Origin of the sequence: Streptomyces sp. ADI95-17 (genome assembly GCF_003846175.1) — a bacterium.
In the GTDB taxonomy this organism is placed as follows: domain Bacteria; phylum Actinomycetota; class Actinomycetes; order Streptomycetales; family Streptomycetaceae; genus Streptomyces; species Streptomyces sanglieri.
Genome location: NZ_ML123045.1, coordinates 1,160,212 through 1,179,144, shown reverse-complemented (window position 1 = coordinate 1,179,144; position 18,933 = coordinate 1,160,212). Strand labels below are relative to the sequence as shown.

The following is an 18,933-nucleotide window of genomic DNA, read 5'->3' as shown; positions in this document are numbered from 1 at the left end:
GGCGCTCCGGCGCCCGTGCCAGACTCCGGAGCATGAACCTCCGCACCGCCACCCGCACCGATCTGCCCGCCGTGCTCGCCCTCCTCGCCGACGAGGAGCGGGTCGTCGACCCGGCCTCGGTCGCGGTCGACGAGGCGTACGAGAGGGCCTTCGCGGCCATCGGGAGCGACCCGCGCAACGAGATGCTGGTGCTGGTGGACGGTGACACCGTGCTGGGCTGTGCGCAGGCCACGTACATACCGGGGCTCGGCAGGAACGGCGAGGAGCGGGCACTGATCGAGGCGGTACGGATCAGGGCCGACCGGCGGGGCGGCGGGCTGGGGCGGGAGCTGATGAGGCAGGTGGTGGACCGGGCCCGGCAGCGGGGGTGCGGGCTGGTGCAGCTGACCAGCGGCAAGCGTCGTACCGACGCGCACCGGTTCTACGAGTCGCTGGGCTTCGCCCGCAGCCACGAGGGCTTCAAGCTCGCCCTCTGACCCCGCCCCGGCGCCGCTACGCGGGGTCGGTCCGCCACGCGGTCATGTTGAGCTCGTCGAACAGCCGCACGTCGCTGCCCTTGAGCGGGAAGGTGCGCCCCTCCAGGCCGGGCGCGGCCGCGATCTCCAGGGCGTCGCCCTCGATGAGGTCACCGCCGGTGGGGGTGGAGACCCAGGCCAGGAGCGAGCGCACGGTCTGCCCCGGCTTCAGCATGACCTCCTTCGGCCCGCGGTCGGTGCCCATGTAGGAGGAGCCCGGGTTCACCGGGACGGGCAGCGGGTCACCGGCCTCGTCCAGGGCCCGGACGGACGGGTAGCCGGTGACCCGGTAGGGCTTGCTGCCGCAGTTGGTGAGGCTGAGCCCGACGGCCCGGTGGCCGAGCGCCGCCTCCACCTCGCCCATGTCGACGACGACGCCGGAGGACGGGCAGCCGGCCGGGACGGTGGGTGTGGGGGCGGGCCCCTGCGCGCCCGGCCGGTCGGCGACCCCGGCGGAGGCGCTGGGGAACGGCGTCGGCAGCTTGTCGGCGTGCACCCGGTAGGGATCGCCGGGCGTCGGCTCCGGCTCGCCCTCGCCCGCCGGCACGAGGAACCCGGCGCATCCGGAGAGAGACAGGCCCAGCACCCCTGCCAGCACCCCGGCCGCCAGTGGCCTCCGTCTCCCGGTCCCCGCCCCCGCCAGCCCTCGCATGCTCACGCACCCACCCCGATCTCGGCCTGCCGCATAGGTGTTCGATCATGCCAGACCCCGTGGGCCCGGCCCCGCGACTGTTCAGCACTCCTTGCCGTTCCTCCGAAGCAGATCTAAGTGGACCTTCACGGTCCGGTCGGCCGACACTTCGAGGATGACCTCACCGGTGACACCCTTCGGCCGCACGCTCTGCGCCATGATCACGCCGTTCACCGAATCCGGGGAGCTGGACCCGGACGCCGCCGGGAAGCATGCCGCCGCCCTGGTCGCCGACGGCTGCGACGGCCTGGTGCTCAGCGGCACCACCGGAGAGTCCCCGACCACCACCGACGCCGAGAAGACCGCGCTGCTGCGGGCGGTCCGGGCGGCGGTCGGCGACGGCGTGCCGATCGTCGCCGGGGTCGGCAGCGCGGACACCCGGCACACGGCAGACCTCGCCCGGCAGGCCGAACAGGCGGGCGCGGACGGCCTGTTGGTGGTGACGCCGTACTACAGCCGGCCGCCGCAGGCCGCCGTCGAGGCGCACTTCGCGCGCGTGGCCGACGCGACCGGCCTCCCGGTGATGCTGTACGACATCCCCGGCCGCACCGGCACCCGCATCGAGCCGGAGACCCTGCTGCGGCTCGCGGAACACCCGCGCATCGTGGCCGTGAAGGACTGCGCGTACGACCTGCTGGGCTCCACGGAGGTGATCGGCGCGACCTCGCTGGCGTACTACTCGGGCTGCGAGGAGCTGAATCTGCCGTTGTACGCGGTGGGCGCGGCGGGCTGTGTCAGCACGGTCGCCAATGTGGCACCCCGTGCGCTGCGGGCGGTCCTGGACGCGTTCGACGCCGGGGACACCGCGGAGGCCGCCCGGCTCAACCGGCTGCTCGTCCCGCTCACCCGGCTGATGATGGCGAACGGGCTGCCCGGCACCGTCACGGCGAAGGCGCTGCTCGACGCCGGCCCGGTCCGCGAACCGCTGCAGCCCGCCGGGCGCGAGGCGACCGACGGGCTGCGGCGGGCGTACGAGGAACTCCTCGCCGCCACGGACTAGTTGTGGCTGTGCAGGACGTCGTTGAGGCCGCCCCAGACCGCGTTGTTCGGGCGGGCCTCGACGGCGCCGGAGACCGAGTTGCGGCGGAAGAGGATGTTCGAGGCGCCGGAGAGCTCGCGGGCCTTGACGATCTGGCCGTCGGGCAGCGTGATCCGGGTGCCGGCCGTGACGTAGAGCCCGGCCTCGACGACGCACTCGTCGCCGAGCGCGATCCCGACGCCGGCCTCGGCGCCGATGAGGCAGCGCTCGCCGATCACGATGCGCTCCTTGCCGCCGCCGGAGAGGGTGCCCATGGTGGAGGCGCCGCCACCGATGTCGGAGCCGTCGCCGACGACGACGCCCGCCGAGATGCGGCCCTCGACCATCGAGGTGCCGAGGGTGCCCGCGTTGAAGTTGACGAAGCCCTCGTGCATGACGGTCGTGCCGGCGGCGAGGTGCGCACCGAGCCTGACCCGGTCGGCGTCGGCGATCCGGACGCCCTTCGGCGCGACGTAGTCCGTCATCCGGGGGAACTTGTCGACCGAGGTGACCTGGAGGTGCAGGCCCTCGGCGCGGGCGTTCAGCCGCACCTTCTCCACGTCGTCGACGGCGACCGGGCCGAGCGAGGTCCAGGCGACGTTGGCGAGGAGGCCGAAGAGCCCGTCCAGGTTCTGGCCGTGCGGCCGGACGAGGCGGTGCGAGAGGAGGTGCAGGCGCAGGTACGCGTCGTGCGCGTCCAGCGGCTTGTCGTCGAGCGAGGCGATGACCGTACGTACGGCGACGGTCTCGACACCGCGGCGGGCGTCCACGCCGATGGCCTTGGCGGCGCCCTCACCGAGGAGGTTGACGGCCTGGTCGGGGGTGAGCCGTTCGGTTCCGGCCGGGCCCGGCTCGGCGGTGAGCTCGGGGGCGGGGAACCAGGTGTCGAGAACGGAACCGTCGCCGGCGATGGTGGCGAGGCCGGCGGCGACGGCGCCGGTGGTGCGAGCAGGAGTCGTGTCGGTCATGACACGAAACCTAACCGGCGAGGCACCACCGGGGCCAACCGGTCTCGCCGGATGGTCGCGGCCGGGCCCGGGACCCGGACCCTCCAGGTCAGCCGGTCTGTGGCTGCCGTCCGGGCACCGGCACGGCGGCCTCCTCGCGCACCGCTCCCGGCACCGCTCCGGGCCCCCGCAGCCGCCGCGCCCCGAGCACCGCCGCTCCCGCGCCGCAGGCCAGCACCGCACAGGCGGGCCAGAGCAGTCCGGGCGCGTGGGCGTAGAGCGCACCGCCGAGCGGCGGCGCCAGCACCTGGCCGCTGATGGAGGCGCCCGCGTACAGGCTCTGGAAGCGGCCCTGCGCACGGTCGGGGGCCTGGTCGGCGACATAGGCCGTCGCGGTGGTCTTGTAGAGGATCTCGCCCGCGGTCAGTGACGCCATCATCGTGACGGCGAACAGCGCCCCGGCGCCGGGGATGAGCACCGCGTACCCCAGCCCCACCAGCAGCAGTCCGGTGCCGACGATGCTCAGCGGCGCCCGGCGGCGCAGTATGTGTGCGGCGGGGAGTTCCAGCAGCAGGATGAGCCCGCCGTTGACGGCCAGCAGCCAGCCGTAGAACCGGGTGCCGTGGCCGTGCTCGGCGAGGAAGACGGGCAGGGTGGAGTACTGCTGCCGGTAGACGAGGTCGACGCAGAGGATCGCGGCGAGCAGGACCAGCACGGCGGGCCTGGCCCGCAGCTCCCGCCAGAGGCCGGGTGCGCCGGGGTCGCGGCGGGCCGACCGGGTGTGCGCGGTGCCGTGCGCCGGGAGCACCGCCGCCGCGTACCCGGCGAAGAGCAGGGTCCCGAGTCCGTCGGCGACGAACAGCCAGTCGTACGAGAAGTGCGCGGCGATCAGCGCGCCGAGCGGCGGGCCCACGGCGAACCCGGCGTTGCCCGCGGCCCGTACCAGGGCGAAGCTCTGGCGCCGGCCGCCCTCGGGGACGGAGACCGCGACCAGCGCGGCGTTGGCGGCGCGCACGACGCCCGCCGCGTACTGCGCGAGCGGCAGCACCCCGTACATCGCGGCGACCGGAAGGACCGGGAGGGCCGCGAGCGCCGCCCCGCCGACCAGGGCGCCGGTCAGCAGCATCCGGCGGTGGCCGTAGTGGTCGCCGAACCAGCCGCCGGTGAAGTTCCCCGCGACCAGGCCGACGCCGCCGATGCCCGCGAGGACTCCGGCCTGTGGGACGCCCAGCCCGCGCGGGCCGGTCAGATAGACGAAGAGGTAGATGAAGGTGAAGCTGACGACCGCGTTGAGAAACGAGCCGAAGGCCAGCAGCCGCACCGTGCGCGGCACGTCCCGCACGAACCCGGAAAAGCTCATCCCCAGCACCCTCCCCAGTGAGTTTCCTTTGGGAACGGACTATGGCATCGTGGTTTCCTGCTGGTCAATCCGGTAAGCGGCGGATACTCGGGACGAACGGAGGAGTCCATGCCCCAGCGCACCAGCCTGGCCGACGCCGACTGCGCGATCGCCCAGGCGCTCGATGTCGTGGGCGACTGGTGGACCCTGCTGATCGTGCGGGACACGGCACGCGGGGTGCACCGCTTCGACGCGCTCCAGCAGGAGCTGGGCGTGTCCCGCAAGGTGCTGACCGAGCGGCTGCGGCTTCTGGTCGACGCGGGGGTGCTCTCCCGGGAGCCCTACCAGGACCGGCCGCCCCGGTACGAGTACCGGCTCACCCCGCGCGGACGCGCACTGCTGCCCGTGCTGATCGCGCTCCAGGACTGGGGCGACACCTGGGTGCTGGGGGAAGGGGAGACGATGGCGACGACCGCGGAGGCCTCGAAGGAGGCGGCCCGGGTGCACGCGCTGGTGGGCACCCGCCTGCCCGAGCTGCGGCTGCTGGATCACGACGGCGCGCCGCGCGACCCGGTCGCCGGCACCCCGTACACCGTCCTGTACTTCTTCCCCGGCGCCTACGCCCGCCGGGACGCCTACCCGCCGGGCTGGGCCGAGATCCCGGGCGCGAGCGGCTGCACGCTCGAATCCTGCACCTACCGGGACCGGTCGGCCGAGTTCGCCGCGGCGGGCGCGACCGTGCACGGGGTCTCCACCCAGCGCCCGGACGAGCAGCGGGCCTTCGCGGACGCGGAGCGGCTGCGCTTCCCGCTGCTGTCCGACGCGGAGCTGGAGCTGACGGCGGCGCTGCGCCTGCCCACCTTCCGCGCGGGCGGCACCAGCCGGCTGAAGCGGCTGACGCTGGTGGTGGACCGCGACCGGACGGTCCGCGAGGCGCTGTACCCGATCACCGACATCGAGGCGAGCGTCCGGGCCGCCCTCGCGGCGGTACGGAACGGGGGCCCGCCGGGCGCGTGAGGGGCACGCGAGGACGGGGCCGTCACCCGATACCCGCGGACGGGGCCGTCACCCGGCGATCCGCCGCAGCATCTCCCGCGCGTACGCCTCGTCGTACTCGCCGCCGGTGAGCAGCACCTGCAGACAGATCCCGTCCATCAGCGCGATCAGCGCCCGCGCGGTGGCCGGATCGGTGCGCCGGGACAGCAGTTCGGCGGTGCTGTCGGTCCACTCGGCGGCGACGGGCCGCAGCGCGGGCCTGCGGAGCGCGGCGAGATACAGCTCGTACTCCAGCTCGGCCCGTCCGCGGCCGCCGGCGAAGTACTCCCCCAGCAGCCGGGCCAGCTCCCCGGCGAGGTCGGCCGCCGGGTCGGCCAACGCCCCGCTCTCCCGCATGACTTCGGCGAAGTTCTCGTTGGACCGGCGCAGCGCCGCGATCAACAGCTCGTCCAGCGAGGCGAAGTGATAGGTCGTCGAGCCGAGCGGCACATCCGCCTCGGCCGCGACGGAGCGGTGGCTCAGCCCCGCGATGCCCTTGGAGCCGACCACCCTGATCGCTGCGTCGATGATGCGGTCGCGCCGCTCGGGGTCGTAGCGGCGCGCCATCAGTGGGCTCCGCCCAGATTCAGCACCACCACTCCGGCGATGACCAGCGCTATGCCCGCCAGCTTGACCGGGCTGCCGGACTCGCCCATGAAGAGGATGCCGATGGCGGCGACCGCGGCGGTGCCGATCCCGGCCCAGATCGCGTAGGCGGTGCCCACCGACAGCGTCTTCAGCGTCTGGGCGAGCAGACCGAAGGCGACGAGGTATCCCGCGACGGTGATCAGCGAGGGCCAGAGCCGGGTGAAGCCCTCGCTGTACTTCATGGCCGTCGTGCCGGCCACCTCCGCCGCGATCGCCGCAGCCAGCAGTCCGTATCCCATGTGTACGAGTGTACGCATCGCCGCCCGTGCGACGGTACGGGCGGCGCCCGCGGACCGGGGCGCTACGGTGTCCCGACCAGCACACCGGACACGACACATGACGGAGCAGCAGTGGCGCAGGACGCAGGGTGGGGCGGCGGAGCACCGTACGGAGGGCCCCCGGGTCCGCCGGGATGGGGCGGCTGGATGCCGCCGCCGAAGCCCGGGGTGATACCGCTGGCGCCCCTGAAGCTCGGGGACATATTCGGCGGCGCCTTCAGCACGCTGGGGCGCTATTGGAAGCAGCTGTTCGGCATCGGCGCCGCCGTGTACGGCGGGGCGGTGGTGATCATGGCCGTCACGGCCCTGATCGGGTACTCCGCGGTCAGCGGCCATCTGCACCGGGTCGTCTCGCTCAGCGCCGATGAGGACCCGGTCCCCTCCGACGTGGTGCCCATGGCGATCGCCTTCGGAGTCGTCTGGCTGGTCGCCATGATCACCTTCGCGGTCGCCACGGCCATGATGTACGCGACCGTTCCCACGGTCCTGCAGGAAGCGGTGCTGGGCAGGCCGACCACCTTCTCCCTCATCTGGCGCCGGGCCTGGTCCCGCGTGCCGGCGGTGTTCGGAACGGTGGTCCTGACCTGCCTGATCGCGGTGATCCCGATGGTGCTCATGGTGGTCGGCTTCTTCGCATTGATCATCGGCGCCATCACCCTGTCGCAGGGCGACGGGATCGTGCTGTGGACCGTGCTCGGTTTCCTGGGTGCCCTGGCCACCGCCCCGCTCGCGATCTGGCTCTGGGTGAAGTTCAGTCTGGCCCCCTCGGCCGTGGTGTTCGAGGGCCAGTCCCCGGTGGCCGCCCTGCGCCGCTCCTCGCAGCTGGTGCGCGGCGACTGGTGGCGGATCCTCGGGATCTCCCTGCTGGCCTTCGCCCTGGCCGGGGCGGCGAGCTACATGATCCAGGTCCCGTTCTCGTTCCTCGGCATGTTCTCCGGCGTCATCGGCGGAGCGACCCTGGACGAGGATCCCAACCCCGCCGCGATCATCTTCGCCATGAGCGGCTACCTGGTGATCATGGCGCTCGGGCAGCTGATCGGCCAGTTCATCTCGGCGACGTTCCCGCAGCTGGTGACCGGGCTGCTCTATGTGGACCGCCGCATGCGCACGGAGAACCTGGGCCCGGCCCTCGCCGAGGCGGCGGCCGTACCCCCGCAGTACGGACCGCAGTACGGCTCCTGACAGCGCCTGCCGGCCGACTCCGGCCGAAGAAGGCCGGGACGGACGCGCCCGACGACCTCGACGGCCGTGTCCGCCGGCCTCCCGGCGGACACGGCCGTTCGCGTCGCCCGGCCTGCCGGGTCGCGAGAGCGTCGTCCGGGCCGGTCAGCTCCCGACGGTGAACCACACGGCCCGGGACTTCTTCCACTCGGCGTTGTCGAGGTCCTTCGCCTCCGTACCGTCCCCGTACAGATCGGCCGATCCGGAATCCGTGATCAGCTGGGCCCGGGCGCCCGGCACCGTCAGGTCCGGAACGTCCACGACGGCTTCCCAGCCGCCCGGGTCGGCGGTCGGCAGATCGGCCCGCTTGACCGGCGCGTGCGAGGCGACCCCGTCCCAGGTGTAGAGGGCGTACGGGTCGGAGTTGTCGTCGGCCGCCCAGGAACCGGCCACGATCAGGTACTGGTCGGCGGCGTTCTTGCGGATGTCCCGGATGCTGAGCCCGCCGAGGTCCAGCTCGATCGGCTCGCCCATGACCGCCTTCGCCCCGCTGCCGGCCACCCGGTCGAAGTTGGTGACGGGCACGATCAGGGCCTTGCCGCCGGCCTTCGGCGGGACGAGCGGGGCCCGGAAGCCGAGGTACGCGGTGGTCGTCGAGCCGGGCGCGAACTCCAGGCCCTCGATGTTGAACCCGTCGATCTGCTTGGGCACTTCACCGTCGTCCGTACCCGCGGCGAAGCCCAGCCGGTCGCCGTTCGCCTCGTCCCACGCGACGAGATCGTCACGGAGCTTCCCGTACTTGCCGCCCACCGTCAGCTGGGTGGCGGCGCCCGAGCCGGTCACCTTCGTGGTGAAGACGGTGTTGCGGTCGGACTTGTACTCGCCGTCCTTGTTGTTGCCGAGCGAACCGGTCCAGTAGATGGTGTTGCCGACCCGGGCCGCGCCCTCGATGTCGACCTCCTTGTCCGCCCCGAGCCCGGAGCCGACGTCCCAGCTCCTCACGGGCCCGCCGGACGCGGAACGGTCGTACAACCGCAGCGTGTTGGACTCGTCGTCGGCCACGACCGCATAGCCGCCACCGACATCGACGGCGGCCGAGGCGTCCGAGGATCCGGTGAGGTAGCGGGTGTCGGCGGCGTTCCGCACGGCGGCGGAGGCGGCGTAGTGCAGCTTCTTGGTGGCGGTCTTGCCGTCGAGCCCGGTGACCTTGATCGTGAGGTCGGTGTAGCCGCGTCCGTGCGCGGCGACGGAGAGCTGCCGGGTGGCGCCGGTGCCGGTGACGGTCACGTCCCCGGTCCCGGCGACGGACGACTTGGAGCTGGCGGACGCCGCCACGCCGAGCGCGCTCGCGTCGGCCCCGCTCTGCGCGACGGTGACGGTCACCACCGGGTCACCACTCGCGCCGACCGCACCGGAGAGGTACGAGGCCGAGAAGGCGATCGTCGGCGTTCCGTAACTCGCGGCGTGCGCGGGTGTGTTGAGTCCGAGCGCGGCCAGCAGGAGAACTCCGCTCGCGGTGGCGGCCAGCCTGCGGTCGGGGAGCGGAAACTGATGCAGCACGGCATGCCTCTCGTCGGCGTGATGTCGCGGGTACGTTCCGATACCCGTGCCAACGAGGGACACACATCATGAGTACGGCAGACGAAGCAATGACGACGAACGGCCCCCGGCACGAAGCCGGGGGCCGTTCGTCGTCAGCAGTGGGCTCAGACGTCACAGACGCCCCAGACGTCTCAGACGTTGAAGCCCAGGGCGCGAAGCTGCTCGCGCCCGTCGTCCGTGATCTTGTCCGGGCCCCACGGCGGCATCCAGACCCAGTTGATCCGCAGCTCGTTGACGATGCCGTCGGTCGCGGACTTCGCCTGGTCCTCGATGACGTCGGTCAGCGGGCAGGCCGCGGACGTCAGCGTCATGTCGAGGGTGGCGATGTTGGCGTCGTCGATGTGGATGCCGTAGATCAGGCCCAGGTTCACGACGTCGATGCCCAGCTCGGGGTCGACCACGTCGTAAAGCGCCTCGCGGACCTCCTCCTCGGAGGCCGGCTTGGTGGTAAGAGTCTCGTTGTCGCTCATGCCGTCTTCCCTTCGGACAGCGCCTTCGCCGTCGCGTCCTTCCACGCCATCCAGCTCAGCAGCGCGCACTTGACCCGGGCCGGGTACTTCGAGACGCCGGCGAACGCGACCGCGTCCTCCAGCACCTCCTCCATCGCGTCGTCCGGCTCCAGCTGGCCCTTCGACTGCATCAGCTCCAGGAAGGTCTCCTGGATCTTCTGCGCCTGGCCCAGTTCCTTGCCGACCAGGAGGTCGTTCAGCACGGAGGCACTGGCCTGGCTGATGGAGCAGCCCTGACCCTCGTACGACACATCGGCGATGGTCTCGCCGTCGTACTTCACCCGGAGAGTGATCTCGTCGCCGCACGTCGGATTGACGTGATGCACCTCTGCGTCGCCGTCCCGCAGGCCACGCCCGTGGGGGTGCTTGTAGTGGTCCAGGATCACTTCCTGGTACATGGAATCAAGCTTCACCAGTCAACCCTCAGCCGCTCGCCCATTATCCGAAAAAGTTCCGTACGTGCTCCAGGCCGTCCACCAGGGCGTCGACCTCGGCGGGCGTGGAGTACAGATAGAACGACGCTCGCGTGGTCGCAGGAATTCCGTACCGCAGGCAGACCGGCCGTGCGCAGTGGTGTCCGACCCGGACCGCGATGCCCTGCTCGTCGAGCACCTGGCCCACGTCGTGCGGGTGGATGTCACCGAGCGTGAAGGAGATCGTGGCGCCGCGGTCCTCGGCCGTGGCCGGACCGATGATCCGGAGGTCCGGGACCTCCAGGAGCCGCTTCACCGCGTACTCGGTGATCGCGTGCTCGTGGCGGTAGATCTTCTCCATGCCGATCGCCGAGAGGTAGTCCACGGCCGCGCCGAGGCCGACGGCCTGGGCGATCGGGGGCGTACCGGCCTCGAACTTGTGCGGCGCGGGGGCGTACGTCGACGAGTGCATCGACACGGTCTCGATCATCTCGCCGCCGCCGAGGAACGGCGGCAGGTCTTCCAGGAGCTCCTGCCGTCCCCAGAGCACGCCGATGCCGGTCGGGCCGACCATCTTGTGACCGGTGAAGGCCACGAAGTCGGCCTGCAGCGCCTGCACGTCCAGCACCATGTGCGGGGCGGCCTGCGAGGCGTCGATGCAGACCAGCGCGCCGACCTGCTGGGCCCGGCGGATGATCTTCTCGACCGGGTTGATCGTGCCCATGATGTTGGAGACCAGGGTGAAGGAGACGATCTTCGTCTTCTCCGTGATGATCTCGTCGATGTTGGACAGGTCGAGGCGGCCGTCGTCGGTGATGCCGAACCACTTCAGCTTCGCACCCGTGCGCTGCGAGAGCAGCTGCCACGGCACGATGTTGGAGTGGTGCTCCATCTCCGTGGTGACGATCTCGGTGTCGTGGTCCACCCGGTAGGGCTCATCGGCCCAGCCGAGCATGTTGGCCACGAGGTTGAGCGACTCGGAGGCGTTCTTGGTGAAGATCACCTCGTTGCGGCTGGGCGCGTTGATGAACGCGGCGACCTTGTCACGGGCGCCTTCGTACAGCGCCGTGGCCTCCTCCGCGATCGTGTACACACCGCGGTGCACATTGGCGTTGTGCCGCTCGTAGTACTCGTTGAGGGCGTCGAGCACCTGGCGCGGCTTCTGCGAGGTCGCGGCGCTGTCCAGGTAAACGATCTTCTTCCCGTCGTGGACCGTACGATCCAGCAGGGGGAAGTCCTTGCGGATCGCCTCGGTGTCGAGGAGGCCCGGCAGCTGTGTCACGCGGAAGCGCCACCCTTCACATATGCCTCGTAGCCCTCGTTCTCCAGCTTGTCGGCGAGCTCGGCGCCGCCGGACTCGGCAATGCGGCCGTTGGCGAAGACGTGCACGAAGTCGGGCTTGATGTAGCGGAGGATCCGCGTGTAGTGCGTGATCAGCAGGGTGCCGACCTCGCCGGTCTCGCGGACCCGGTTGACGCCCTCGGAGACGATGCGCAGGGCGTCGACGTCCAGGCCGGAGTCGGTCTCGTCGAGGATCGCGACCTTCGGCTTGAGGAGCTCCAGCTGGAGGATCTCGTGGCGCTTCTTCTCACCGCCGGAGAAGCCCTCGTTGACGTTGCGCTCGGCGAACGCCGGGTCCATCTGGAGGCCGGCCATCGTCTCCTTGACCTCCTTCACCCAGGTGCGCAGCTTGGGCGCCTCGCCGCGGACGGCGGTGGCGGAGGTGCGGAGGAAGTTGGAGACCGAGACACCGGGGATCTCGACCGGGTACTGCATCGCGAGGAACAGACCGGCGCGGGCGCGCTCGTCGACGGTCATCTCCAGGACGTCCTCGCCGTCCAGGGTCACCGAACCGCTGGTGATCGTGTACTTGGGGTGACCGGCGAGGGAGTACGCGAGGGTGGACTTGCCGGACCCGTTGGGGCCCATGATGGCGTGGGTCTCGCCCTGCTTCACGGTCAGGTCGACGCCCTTGAGGATCTCCTTCGTGGCGTTGTCGGCCTCGACGGAGACGTGCAGGTCGCGGATTTCAAGCGTTGCCATGGGTGACTCAGGACTCCTGGGTGACGGAGACGAGCACATCGTCCCCTTCGATCTTGACGGGGTATACGGGGACGGGGCGCGTCGCGGGAAGGCCGGACGGCTTGCCGGTGCGCAGGTCGAAGCTGGAGCCGTGCAGCCAGCACTCGATCGAGCAGTCCTCGACCTCTCCCTCGGACAGTGAGACGTTCGCGTGCGAGCAGATGTCGTTGATCGCGAACACCTCGCCCTCGGTACGGACGACGGACACCGGGACGCCTTCGAGCTCCACCCGCTTCGGGGTGTCGTCCTCCAGCTCACTCAGCGCACAGGCTTTGACGAAGGCCATCAGACGGAAGCCTTCAGCTCGGCCTCGATCTTCTCCAGCAGCCGCGCCTCGACGTCCGGCAGACCGATCTGCTGGACGAGCTCGGCGAAGAAGCCGCGCACGACGAGCCGACGGGCCTCCTCGGCGTCGATGCCCCGGGACATCAGGTAGAAGAGCTGCTCGTCGTCGAAGCGGCCGGTCGCCGAGGCGTGACCGGCGCCGACGATCTCGCCGGTCTCGATCTCCAGGTTCGGCACGGAGTCGACCCGCGCGCCGTCCGTGAGGACGAGGTTGCGGTTCATCTCATAGGTGTCGGTGCCCTCGGCGGCGGCCTGGATGAGGACGTCACCGATCCACACGGCGTGTGCGCCTTCGCCCTGGAGCGCGCCCTTGTAGGCGGCGTTGGACTTGCAGTGCGGGGTGTTGTGGTCGACCAGGAGGCGGTGCTCCTGGTGCTGGCCCTTGTCGGTGAAGTACAGACCGAGGAGCTCGGCCTCGCCGCCGGTGCCCGCGTAGTTGACGCGCGGGTGGAGGCGGACGAGGTCGCCGCCGAAGGTGACGACGATCGACTTGAACGAGGCGTCCCGGCCGACCAGCGCGTTGTGCTGGCCGACGTGGACCGCGGTCTCGTCCCAGTCCTGCACGGAGACGACGGTGAGCTTCGCGCCGTCGCCGAGGACGTAGTCCACGTTGGCGGCGAGCACCGCGTCACCGGTGTGGTCGATGACGACGACGGCCTCGGCGAAGGCTCCGAGCTCGACGACCTGGTGGCCGTAGGCCACGCCGCCCTCGCCGTGCACCGCGATGCGGATCGGCTCGGTGAGCACGGCCTCCTTGGCGACCGTGACGACGGACGCCTGCTCGAAGGAGGAGTACGCCTGGGCGGCGACACGGTCCACCGGGGTGCCGGCCCTGCCGAGCCGGGAGTCGTCCCGGCCGACGGTCTCGACGGTGACGCCCTCGGGGGCCTCGATCGCGACCTTCACACCGCCGCCGGTGGCGACGGCCGTGCCGTCGTGCAGCCCGCGCAGCCGCTCCAGCGGCGTGAACCGCCACTCCTCCTCGCGGCCGTGCGGGACCGGGAAGTCCGCGACGTCGAAGGACGGGGGCGCGCTCATGCGCGTGGCGACGGTCGACTCGGCGGCCACCGCGATGGATCCGGTGGTGGTGGAGCCCGCCGGGATGTTCTGAGCCTCAGCCATGGCTGTCGTAGTGCTCACTTTCTCTGTCAGTGGTCGGGGGATCCGGTCGTCAGGCTGTGCTAGCCGACCGAACCCTCCATCTGCAGCTCGATCAGCCGGTTGAGCTCAAGGGCGTACTCCATCGGCAGCTCCTTCGCGATCGGCTCGACGAAGCCGCGCACGATCATCGCCATCGCCTCGAACTCCGTCAGGCCGCGGCTCATCAGGTAGAAGAGCTGGTCCTCGGAGACCTTGGAGACGGTCGCCTCGTGCCCCATCGACACGTCGTCCTCGCGGACGTCGACGTACGGGTAGGTGTCGGAGCGCGAGATCGTGTCGACCAGCAGCGCGTCGCAGAGCACGTTGGACTTCGCGCCCGGCGCGCCCTCGCCGATCTCGATCAGACCGCGGTAGGAGGTGCGGCCGCCGCCTCGCGCCACCGACTTGGAGACGATGTTGGAGGAGGTGTTCGGCGCCATGTGGACCATCTTGGCGCCGGCGTCCTGGTGCTGGCCCTCGCCCGCGAAGGCGATGGACAGGGTCTCGCCCTTGGCGTGCTCGCCCATCAGGTAGACGGCCGGGTACTTCATGGTGACCTTGGAGCCGATGTTGCCGTCGACCCACTCCATGGTCGCGCCCTCGTAGGCCACGGCGCGCTTGGTGACCAGGTTGTAGACGTTGTTCGACCAGTTCTGGATCGTCGTGTAGCGGCAGCGGCCGCCCTTCTTCACGATGATCTCGACGACCGCGGAGTGCAGCGAGTCGGAGGAGTAGATCGGGGCGGTGCAGCCCTCGACGTAGTGGACGTAGGCGTCCTCGTCGACGATGATCAGCGTCCGCTCGAACTGGCCCATGTTCTCCGTGTTGATACGGAAGTAGGCCTGGAGCGGGATGTCGACGTGGACACCCTTGGGCACGTAGATGAACGAGCCGCCGGACCACACGGCCGAGTTCAGCGAGGCGAACTTGTTGTCGCCGACCGGGATGACGGTGCCGAAGTACTCCTTGAAGAGCTCCGGGTGCTCCTTCAGCGCCGTGTCGGTGTCGAGGAAGATGACGCCCTGCTCCTCCAGGTCCTCACGGATCTGGTGGTAGACGACCTCGGACTCGTACTGCGCGGCGACACCGGCGACCAGGCGCTGCTTCTCCGCCTCCGGGATGCCGAGCTTGTCGTAGGTGTTCTTGATGTCCTCGGGCAGGTCCTCCCAGGACTCCGCCTGCTTCTCCGTGGACCGCACGAAGTACTTGATGTTGTCGAAGTCGATGCCCGACAGGTCCGAGCCCCAGTTCGGCATGGGCTTCTTGTCGAAGAGCCGCAGGCCCTTGAGACGCAGCTTCAGCATCCACTCGGGCTCGTTCTTCTTCGCCGAGATGTCGCGGACGACATCCTCGGAGAGCCCGCGCTTGGCTGCGGCGCCTGCCGCGTCGGAGTCGGCCCAGCCGAATTCGTACGTGCCCAGACCCTCGAGCTCAGGGTGGGCAGTCTCCGTAGGGAGCGTCATGCGGGGTTCCTCCCGGCCGTGCTTGCAGATGCTGAATTGGTGGTCTGTGGTGCTGAGTGGCCGCTGCGCGGAATGTACGTCGTGCACACACCGTCGCCGTGGGCGATGGTGGCCAGACGCTGCACATGCGTGCCGAGGAGGCTGGAGAAGAACTCCGTCTCCGCCTCGCACAGCTGCGGGTACTGCTCGGCGACATGGGCGACCGGGCAGTGGTGCTGGCACAGCTGCTCGCCCCGCTGCGGACCGGGCGCGCTACGCGCCGTAGCAGCGTACCCGTCGGCGGACAGGGCCTTGGCCAGCGCTTCGGTGCGGGTCTCGGGGTCCGCGGCCTCGACCGCCGTGCGGTACGCCTCGGACTGGGACTCGATCCTGGCGCGGGCGAAAGCGGCGACCGCCTCCTCGCCCGCGGTCTCGGCGATCCAGCGCAGGGCGTCCGCCGCGAGCTTGTCGTAGGACTGGTCGAAGGCGTCCCGGCCGCAGTCGGTGAGGGCGAACACCTTGGCCGGGCGGCCACGGGTCCGAGCCCCGTAGACCCGCTGTTCACGGGCCTCCACGACGCGGTCGGAGACGAGGGCGTCGAGATGGCGGCGGACCGCGGCCTGGGTGAGGCCGAGGCGCTTCGCCAGATCGGCGACGGTGGACGGGCCATGGTCCAGGATGGAGCGCGCGACCCGGTTGCGCGTCGAGCGCTCTCCGGTCGCGAGTTCCTCCTGCGGAGCCTCGCCAACGTATTTCACAACGCCATTGTTGCGTAATTCATCCGGCCCTGACAACCACGGTCCGAAACGATCTACGGTGCCGTTCATCACTTAGGGTTACCTAATTCGGCCCCGGCGGACGGGGTTGCTCCGCCCCTGCCTAGACTTACCGGCCATGAAGAGCGAGTCCGTCGTACAGCTCCGCGGCCTGGTGAAGCGGTACGGCCCCAAGACCGCTGTGGACGGCCTCGACCTGTGTGTACGCACCGGCGCCGTCACCGCCGTCCTCGGCCCCAACGGCGCCGGCAAGACCACCACGATCGAGATCTGCGAGGGCTACCGCCGCCCCGACGCCGGGACCGTGCGGGTCCTCGGCCTCGACCCGGTCGCCGACGCCGCCGAGCTCCGCCCCCGGATCGGCGTGATGCTCCAGTCGGGTGGCGTCTACTCCGGGGCGCGCGCCGACGAGATGCTCCGCCACATGGCGAAACTGCACGCCCACCCGCTGGACGTGGACACCCTGATCGAGCGCCTCGGCCTCGGCAGCTGCGGCCGTACGTCCTACCGGCGGCTCTCCGGCGGCCAGCAGCAGCGGCTCGCCCTGGCGATGGCCGTCGTGGGCCGTCCCGAGCTGGTCTTCCTGGACGAGCCGACCGCCGGCCTGGACCCGCAGGCCCGCCGCTCCACCTGGGAACTCGTGCGCGAGCTGCGCACCGACGGGGTCTCCGTCGTCCTGACCACGCACTTCATGGACGAGGCCGAGGAGCTCGCCGACGACGTCGCCGTCATCGACGCGGGCAAGGTCATCGCCCAGGGCAGCCCCGAGACGCTCTGCCGCGGCGGCGCCGAGAACACCCTGCGCTTCACCGGCCTCCCCGGTCTCGACGTCGGCTCGCTGCTGAAGGCGCTGCCCGACGGCTCCGCGGCGGCCGAGATCCTCCCGGGCACGTACCGCATCACCGGAGACGTCGGCCCGGAGCTGCTGGCCACCGTCACCTCCTGGTGCGCCCAGCACGGAGTGATGCCGTCCGGCATCTCCGTGGAGCGGCACACCCTGGAGGACGTCTTCCTGGAACTGACCGGCAAGGAGCTGCGCGCATGAGCGCCGGTACGTACACCCCCCGGCCGGGCGCCGCCCCGCTGGGCCGCATGATCGCCGCGCAGACCTCGCTGGAGACGCGGATGCTGCTGCGCAACGGCGAGCAGTTGCTGCTGACCGTGATCATCCCGACGCTGCTGCTGGTGCTGTTCAGCGCGGTCGACATCGTGGACACCGGCGCCGGCGAGTCGGTCGACTTCCTGGCGCCCGGCATCCTCGCGCTCGCCGTGATGTCCACGGCCTTCACGGGCCAGGCCATCGCCACCGGTTTCGAGCGGCGGTACGGGGTGCTCAAGCGGCTCGCGGCCTCGCCGCTGCCGCGCTGGGCGCTGATGACCTCCAAGACCCTCGCGGTGCTGGTCACCGAGGTGCTCCAGGTGGCGCTGCTCACGGTGATCGCGTTCGCGCTCGGCTGGTCGCCGCAGGGCAACCCCCTGGCGGTCCTGCTGCTGCTCGTGCTCGGCACGGCGGCCTTCTCCGGGCTCGGGCTGCTGATGGCCGGGACGCTCAAGGCCGAGGCGACGCTCGCCGCGGCCAACCTGGTCTTCCTGCTGCTGCTGGTCGGCGGCGGGGTCATCGTGCCGCTGGACAAGTTCCCGGACGCGGTGCAGTCGGTGCTCGGGCTGCTGCCGATCGCGGCGCTGTCGGACGGTCTGCGGGACGTGCTCCAGCACGGTGCGGCGATGCCCTGGGGCGACCTCGGCATCCTGGCGGTGTGGGCGGTGCTCGGGCTGGGCGCGGCGGCGAGGTTCTTCCGCTGGGAGTGAGCCCGGCGGCCTCCCGCACGTGAGCGCGCGGACGCGCTCCGTCGGCGTTTCGGGTAACTCGTCCCCCTCGTGAAAGCTTGCACAAGCCGCCGCCTACGATGGTGCGCGTGCCCAAGCTGACCCGAGCCGAAGTCGCTCAAGCCGCGCGGAACCCGCTCCTGTACATCGCCGAGCGATGGACCCCCTCCCCCCGTACGGTCCGCCGTGCGGCCATGTCCGCCGTTGTCATGGCCGTGCTCATCGTCGTGACCGGTGGCGCGGTACGGCTGACCGGCTCCGGCCTCGGCTGCCCGACCTGGCCCAAGTGCACCGACGAGAGCCTCACGGCGACGAGCGAGATGGGCTTCCACGGCGTCATCGAGTTCGGCAACCGGATGCTGACGTACGTCCTGTGCGCGGCCGTCGGCTGGGCGATCATCGCCGCCCGCTCGGCCAAGCCCTGGCGGCGCAGTCTGACGAAGCTCGGCTGGGTGCAGTTCTGGGTGGTCATGGGCAACGCCGTGCTCGGCGGCATCGTGGTGCTGGTCGGCCTCAACCCGTACACCGTCGCGGCGCACTTCCTGCTCTCCACGGCGCTGCTCACCGTCGCGATGGTGACCTGGCAGCGGACCCGCGAGGGCGACGAGGCGCCCCGGCCGCTGGTCGGCAAGGCGGTGTCCCAGCTGACCTGGCTGCTCACGGTCGCCGCGGGGCTGCTGGTCGCGGTCGGCACGGTCGTCACGGGCGCCGGGCGGCACGCGGGCGACTCCAGTGATGTGCACCGCATCCCGATCGACTGGAAGATGATCGCGCAGCTGCACGCCGATCTGGCCTGGGTCGTGGTGGCGCTGACCGTCGCGCTCTGGTTCGTGCTGAAGGCCGTCGACGCGCCGGCCGGACCGCTGCACCGCGCCCGTGACCTCTTCCTGGTGCTGATGGCGCAGGGCGTGATCGGGTACGTGCAATATTTCACCGACACCCCGGAGATCCTGGTCGGCCTGCACATGCTGGGCTCGTGCCTGGTGTGGATCGCGGTCGTGCGGGTGGTCCTGTCGCTGCGTGAGCGCCCCGTGGCCGTGGCCGCGGTGCCCGGCCCCGCCGCAGGGCAGCCGGAGCCCGCGGCGGCCGGCTGACCGCGGCCAGCCCCTCCCCCCTCCACCACGATCGCCGGACGGTTCCGAGAAGGAATCCGTCCGGCGATCGC

Annotated in this window: 21 protein-coding genes; 7 read left to right on the top strand and 14 right to left on the bottom strand. The window is 70.9% G+C overall.

From position 1 onward, the window contains the following. Positions 1-32: 32 nt before the first annotated feature. Positions 33-476 (top strand): GNAT family N-acetyltransferase, encoded by a 444-nt coding sequence (locus EES42_RS13350; protein WP_124718339.1) that lies wholly within the window; start codon positions 33-35, stop codon positions 474-476. 16 nt (positions 477-492) lie between these two features. Here EES42_RS13350 and EES42_RS13345 read toward each other — a convergent pair whose 3' ends face one another. After that, positions 493-1,167 (bottom strand): DUF4232 domain-containing protein, encoded by a 675-nt coding sequence (locus tag EES42_RS13345; protein ID WP_124718538.1) that lies wholly within the window; start codon positions 1,165-1,167, stop codon positions 493-495. Between the two features lie 154 nt (positions 1,168-1,321). Here EES42_RS13345 and dapA point away from each other — a divergent pair, with 154 nt between their 5' ends. Next, positions 1,322-2,206: a 4-hydroxy-tetrahydrodipicolinate synthase gene (dapA, locus tag EES42_RS13340; protein ID WP_124718338.1), complete on the top strand. Its 885-nt coding sequence runs from the start codon at positions 1,322-1,324 to the stop codon at positions 2,204-2,206. Here the strand turns inward: dapA and dapD are convergent. Together dapD and EES42_RS13330 are read right to left on the bottom strand one after the other, a co-directional pair. Next, positions 2,203-3,192: a 2,3,4,5-tetrahydropyridine-2,6-dicarboxylate N-succinyltransferase gene (gene dapD, locus EES42_RS13335; protein WP_124718337.1), complete on the bottom strand. Its 990-nt coding sequence runs from the start codon at positions 3,190-3,192 to the stop codon at positions 2,203-2,205. The genes dapA and dapD overlap by 4 nt on opposite strands. Positions 3,193-3,280: 88 nt before the next feature. Further along, positions 3,281-4,531, bottom strand: a complete 1,251-nt coding sequence (locus tag EES42_RS13330; protein WP_124718336.1) for an MFS transporter — start codon at positions 4,529-4,531, stop codon at positions 3,281-3,283. Between the two features lie 108 nt (positions 4,532-4,639). Between EES42_RS13330 and EES42_RS13325 the strand changes: the two genes are divergently transcribed. Continuing rightward, a complete protein-coding gene (locus EES42_RS13325) occupies positions 4,640-5,527 on the top strand; it encodes a winged helix-turn-helix transcriptional regulator (RefSeq protein WP_124718335.1) in 888 nt (295 codons plus the stop codon). Positions 5,528-5,575: 48 nt separating this feature from the next. Here EES42_RS13325 and EES42_RS13320 read toward each other — a convergent pair whose 3' ends face one another. Continuing rightward, positions 5,576-6,112 (bottom strand): TetR/AcrR family transcriptional regulator, encoded by a 537-nt coding sequence (locus tag EES42_RS13320; protein WP_124718334.1) that lies wholly within the window; start codon positions 6,110-6,112, stop codon positions 5,576-5,578. Further along, the gene (locus EES42_RS13315) at positions 6,112-6,432 is read right to left on the bottom strand and encodes a DMT family transporter (protein WP_124718537.1); all 321 of its coding nucleotides are present in this window, start codon (positions 6,430-6,432) and stop codon (positions 6,112-6,114) included. The genes EES42_RS13320 and EES42_RS13315 overlap by 1 nt, the downstream gene beginning before the upstream one ends. A gap of 186 nt (positions 6,433-6,618) precedes the next feature. On the opposite strand from EES42_RS13315, the gene EES42_RS13310 reads away from it, so the two are divergent. Continuing rightward, positions 6,619-7,653 (top strand): hypothetical protein, encoded by a 1,035-nt coding sequence (locus EES42_RS13310; protein ID WP_124718333.1) that lies wholly within the window; start codon positions 6,619-6,621, stop codon positions 7,651-7,653. A gap of 144 nt (positions 7,654-7,797) precedes the next feature. On the opposite strand, the gene EES42_RS13305 is transcribed toward EES42_RS13310, so the two are convergent. From EES42_RS13305 to EES42_RS13265, 9 genes are all read right to left on the bottom strand, one after another. After that, complete coding sequence (locus EES42_RS13305; protein ID WP_124718332.1) at positions 7,798-9,192, bottom strand: DUF3616 domain-containing protein; 1,395 nt, start codon at positions 9,190-9,192, stop codon at positions 7,798-7,800. A 173-nt stretch (positions 9,193-9,365) separates the two neighbouring features. After that, positions 9,366-9,704, bottom strand: a complete 339-nt coding sequence (locus tag EES42_RS13300) for a metal-sulfur cluster assembly factor (RefSeq protein WP_093539690.1) — start codon at positions 9,702-9,704, stop codon at positions 9,366-9,368. Next, positions 9,701-10,156: a Fe-S cluster assembly sulfur transfer protein SufU gene (gene sufU / locus EES42_RS13295; RefSeq protein WP_072483050.1), complete on the bottom strand. Its 456-nt coding sequence runs from the start codon at positions 10,154-10,156 to the stop codon at positions 9,701-9,703. The genes EES42_RS13300 and sufU overlap by 4 nt, the downstream gene beginning before the upstream one ends. 25 nt (positions 10,157-10,181) lie before the next feature. Continuing rightward, on the bottom strand, positions 10,182-11,438 hold the full coding sequence (locus EES42_RS13290) for a cysteine desulfurase (RefSeq protein WP_093539688.1): 1,257 nt from the start codon (positions 11,436-11,438) through the stop codon (positions 10,182-10,184). After that, positions 11,435-12,199 carry a Fe-S cluster assembly ATPase SufC gene (sufC, locus tag EES42_RS13285; protein WP_124718331.1) on the bottom strand — a complete coding sequence of 255 codons (765 nt, stop codon included), beginning with the start codon at positions 12,197-12,199 and terminating at the stop codon, positions 11,435-11,437. The genes EES42_RS13290 and sufC overlap by 4 nt, the downstream gene beginning before the upstream one ends. 7 nt (positions 12,200-12,206) lie before the next feature. Continuing rightward, complete coding sequence (locus EES42_RS13280) at positions 12,207-12,524, bottom strand: bifunctional 3-phenylpropionate/cinnamic acid dioxygenase ferredoxin subunit (protein WP_124718330.1); 318 nt, start codon at positions 12,522-12,524, stop codon at positions 12,207-12,209. Continuing rightward, entirely contained in the window at positions 12,524-13,705 is a 1,182-nt protein-coding gene (gene sufD / locus EES42_RS13275; protein ID WP_124718329.1) for a Fe-S cluster assembly protein SufD, read from the bottom strand. Before sufD ends, EES42_RS13280 begins: the two co-directional genes overlap by 1 nt. Positions 13,706-13,764: 59 nt before the next feature. Next, positions 13,765-15,186 carry a Fe-S cluster assembly protein SufB gene (gene sufB / locus EES42_RS13270; protein WP_114243915.1) on the bottom strand — a complete coding sequence of 474 codons (1,422 nt, stop codon included), beginning with the start codon at positions 15,184-15,186 and terminating at the stop codon, positions 13,765-13,767. Continuing rightward, positions 15,183-15,923, bottom strand: coding sequence for a helix-turn-helix transcriptional regulator (locus EES42_RS13265; protein ID WP_124718328.1), 741 nt, complete (start codon positions 15,921-15,923; stop codon positions 15,183-15,185). The genes sufB and EES42_RS13265 overlap by 4 nt, the downstream gene beginning before the upstream one ends. 136 nt (positions 15,924-16,059) lie before the next feature. Between EES42_RS13265 and EES42_RS13260 the strand changes: the two genes are divergently transcribed. From EES42_RS13260 to EES42_RS13250, 3 genes are all read left to right on the top strand, one after another. Further along, the gene (locus tag EES42_RS13260) at positions 16,060-16,986 is read left to right on the top strand and encodes an ABC transporter ATP-binding protein (RefSeq protein ID WP_124718327.1); all 927 of its coding nucleotides are present in this window, start codon (positions 16,060-16,062) and stop codon (positions 16,984-16,986) included. Next, positions 16,983-17,750 carry an ABC transporter permease gene (locus tag EES42_RS13255; protein ID WP_124718326.1) on the top strand — a complete coding sequence of 256 codons (768 nt, stop codon included), beginning with the start codon at positions 16,983-16,985 and terminating at the stop codon, positions 17,748-17,750. The genes EES42_RS13260 and EES42_RS13255 overlap by 4 nt, the downstream gene beginning before the upstream one ends. Positions 17,751-17,848: 98 nt before the next feature. Further along, positions 17,849-18,862: a COX15/CtaA family protein gene (locus EES42_RS13250; RefSeq protein ID WP_124718325.1), complete on the top strand. Its 1,014-nt coding sequence runs from the start codon at positions 17,849-17,851 to the stop codon at positions 18,860-18,862. Positions 18,863-18,933 lie beyond the last annotated feature (71 nt).

Excerpts from the sequence above, each read along its gene's own strand:
- EES42_RS13350 (WP_124718339.1), top strand. The coding sequence starts at position 33 with ATGAACCTCCGCACCGCCACCCGCACCGATCTGCCCGCCGTGCTCGCC.
- EES42_RS13345 (WP_124718538.1), bottom strand. The coding sequence starts at position 1,167 with ATGCGAGGGCTGGCGGGGGCGGGGACCGGGAGACGGAGGCCACTGGCG.
- dapA (WP_124718338.1), top strand. The coding sequence starts at position 1,322 with ATGACCTCACCGGTGACACCCTTCGGCCGCACGCTCTGCGCCATGATC.
- dapD (WP_124718337.1), bottom strand. The coding sequence starts at position 3,192 with ATGACCGACACGACTCCTGCTCGCACCACCGGCGCCGTCGCCGCCGGC.
- EES42_RS13330 (WP_124718336.1), bottom strand. The coding sequence starts at position 4,531 with ATGAGCTTTTCCGGGTTCGTGCGGGACGTGCCGCGCACGGTGCGGCTG.
- EES42_RS13325 (WP_124718335.1), top strand. The coding sequence starts at position 4,640 with ATGCCCCAGCGCACCAGCCTGGCCGACGCCGACTGCGCGATCGCCCAG.
- EES42_RS13320 (WP_124718334.1), bottom strand. The coding sequence starts at position 6,112 with ATGGCGCGCCGCTACGACCCCGAGCGGCGCGACCGCATCATCGACGCA.
- EES42_RS13315 (WP_124718537.1), bottom strand. The coding sequence starts at position 6,432 with ATGGGATACGGACTGCTGGCTGCGGCGATCGCGGCGGAGGTGGCCGGC.
- EES42_RS13310 (WP_124718333.1), top strand. The coding sequence starts at position 6,619 with ATGCCGCCGCCGAAGCCCGGGGTGATACCGCTGGCGCCCCTGAAGCTC.
- EES42_RS13300 (WP_093539690.1), bottom strand. The coding sequence starts at position 9,704 with ATGAGCGACAACGAGACTCTTACCACCAAGCCGGCCTCCGAGGAGGAG.
- sufC (WP_124718331.1), bottom strand. The coding sequence starts at position 12,199 with ATGGCAACGCTTGAAATCCGCGACCTGCACGTCTCCGTCGAGGCCGAC.
- EES42_RS13280 (WP_124718330.1), bottom strand. The coding sequence starts at position 12,524 with ATGGCCTTCGTCAAAGCCTGTGCGCTGAGTGAGCTGGAGGACGACACC.
- sufD (WP_124718329.1), bottom strand. The coding sequence starts at position 13,705 with ATGGCTGAGGCTCAGAACATCCCGGCGGGCTCCACCACCACCGGATCC.
- sufB (WP_114243915.1), bottom strand. The coding sequence starts at position 15,186 with ATGACGCTCCCTACGGAGACTGCCCACCCTGAGCTCGAGGGTCTGGGC.
- EES42_RS13260 (WP_124718327.1), top strand. The coding sequence starts at position 16,060 with ATGAAGAGCGAGTCCGTCGTACAGCTCCGCGGCCTGGTGAAGCGGTAC.
- EES42_RS13255 (WP_124718326.1), top strand. The coding sequence starts at position 16,983 with ATGAGCGCCGGTACGTACACCCCCCGGCCGGGCGCCGCCCCGCTGGGC.
- EES42_RS13250 (WP_124718325.1), top strand. The coding sequence starts at position 17,849 with ATGGTGCGCGTGCCCAAGCTGACCCGAGCCGAAGTCGCTCAAGCCGCG.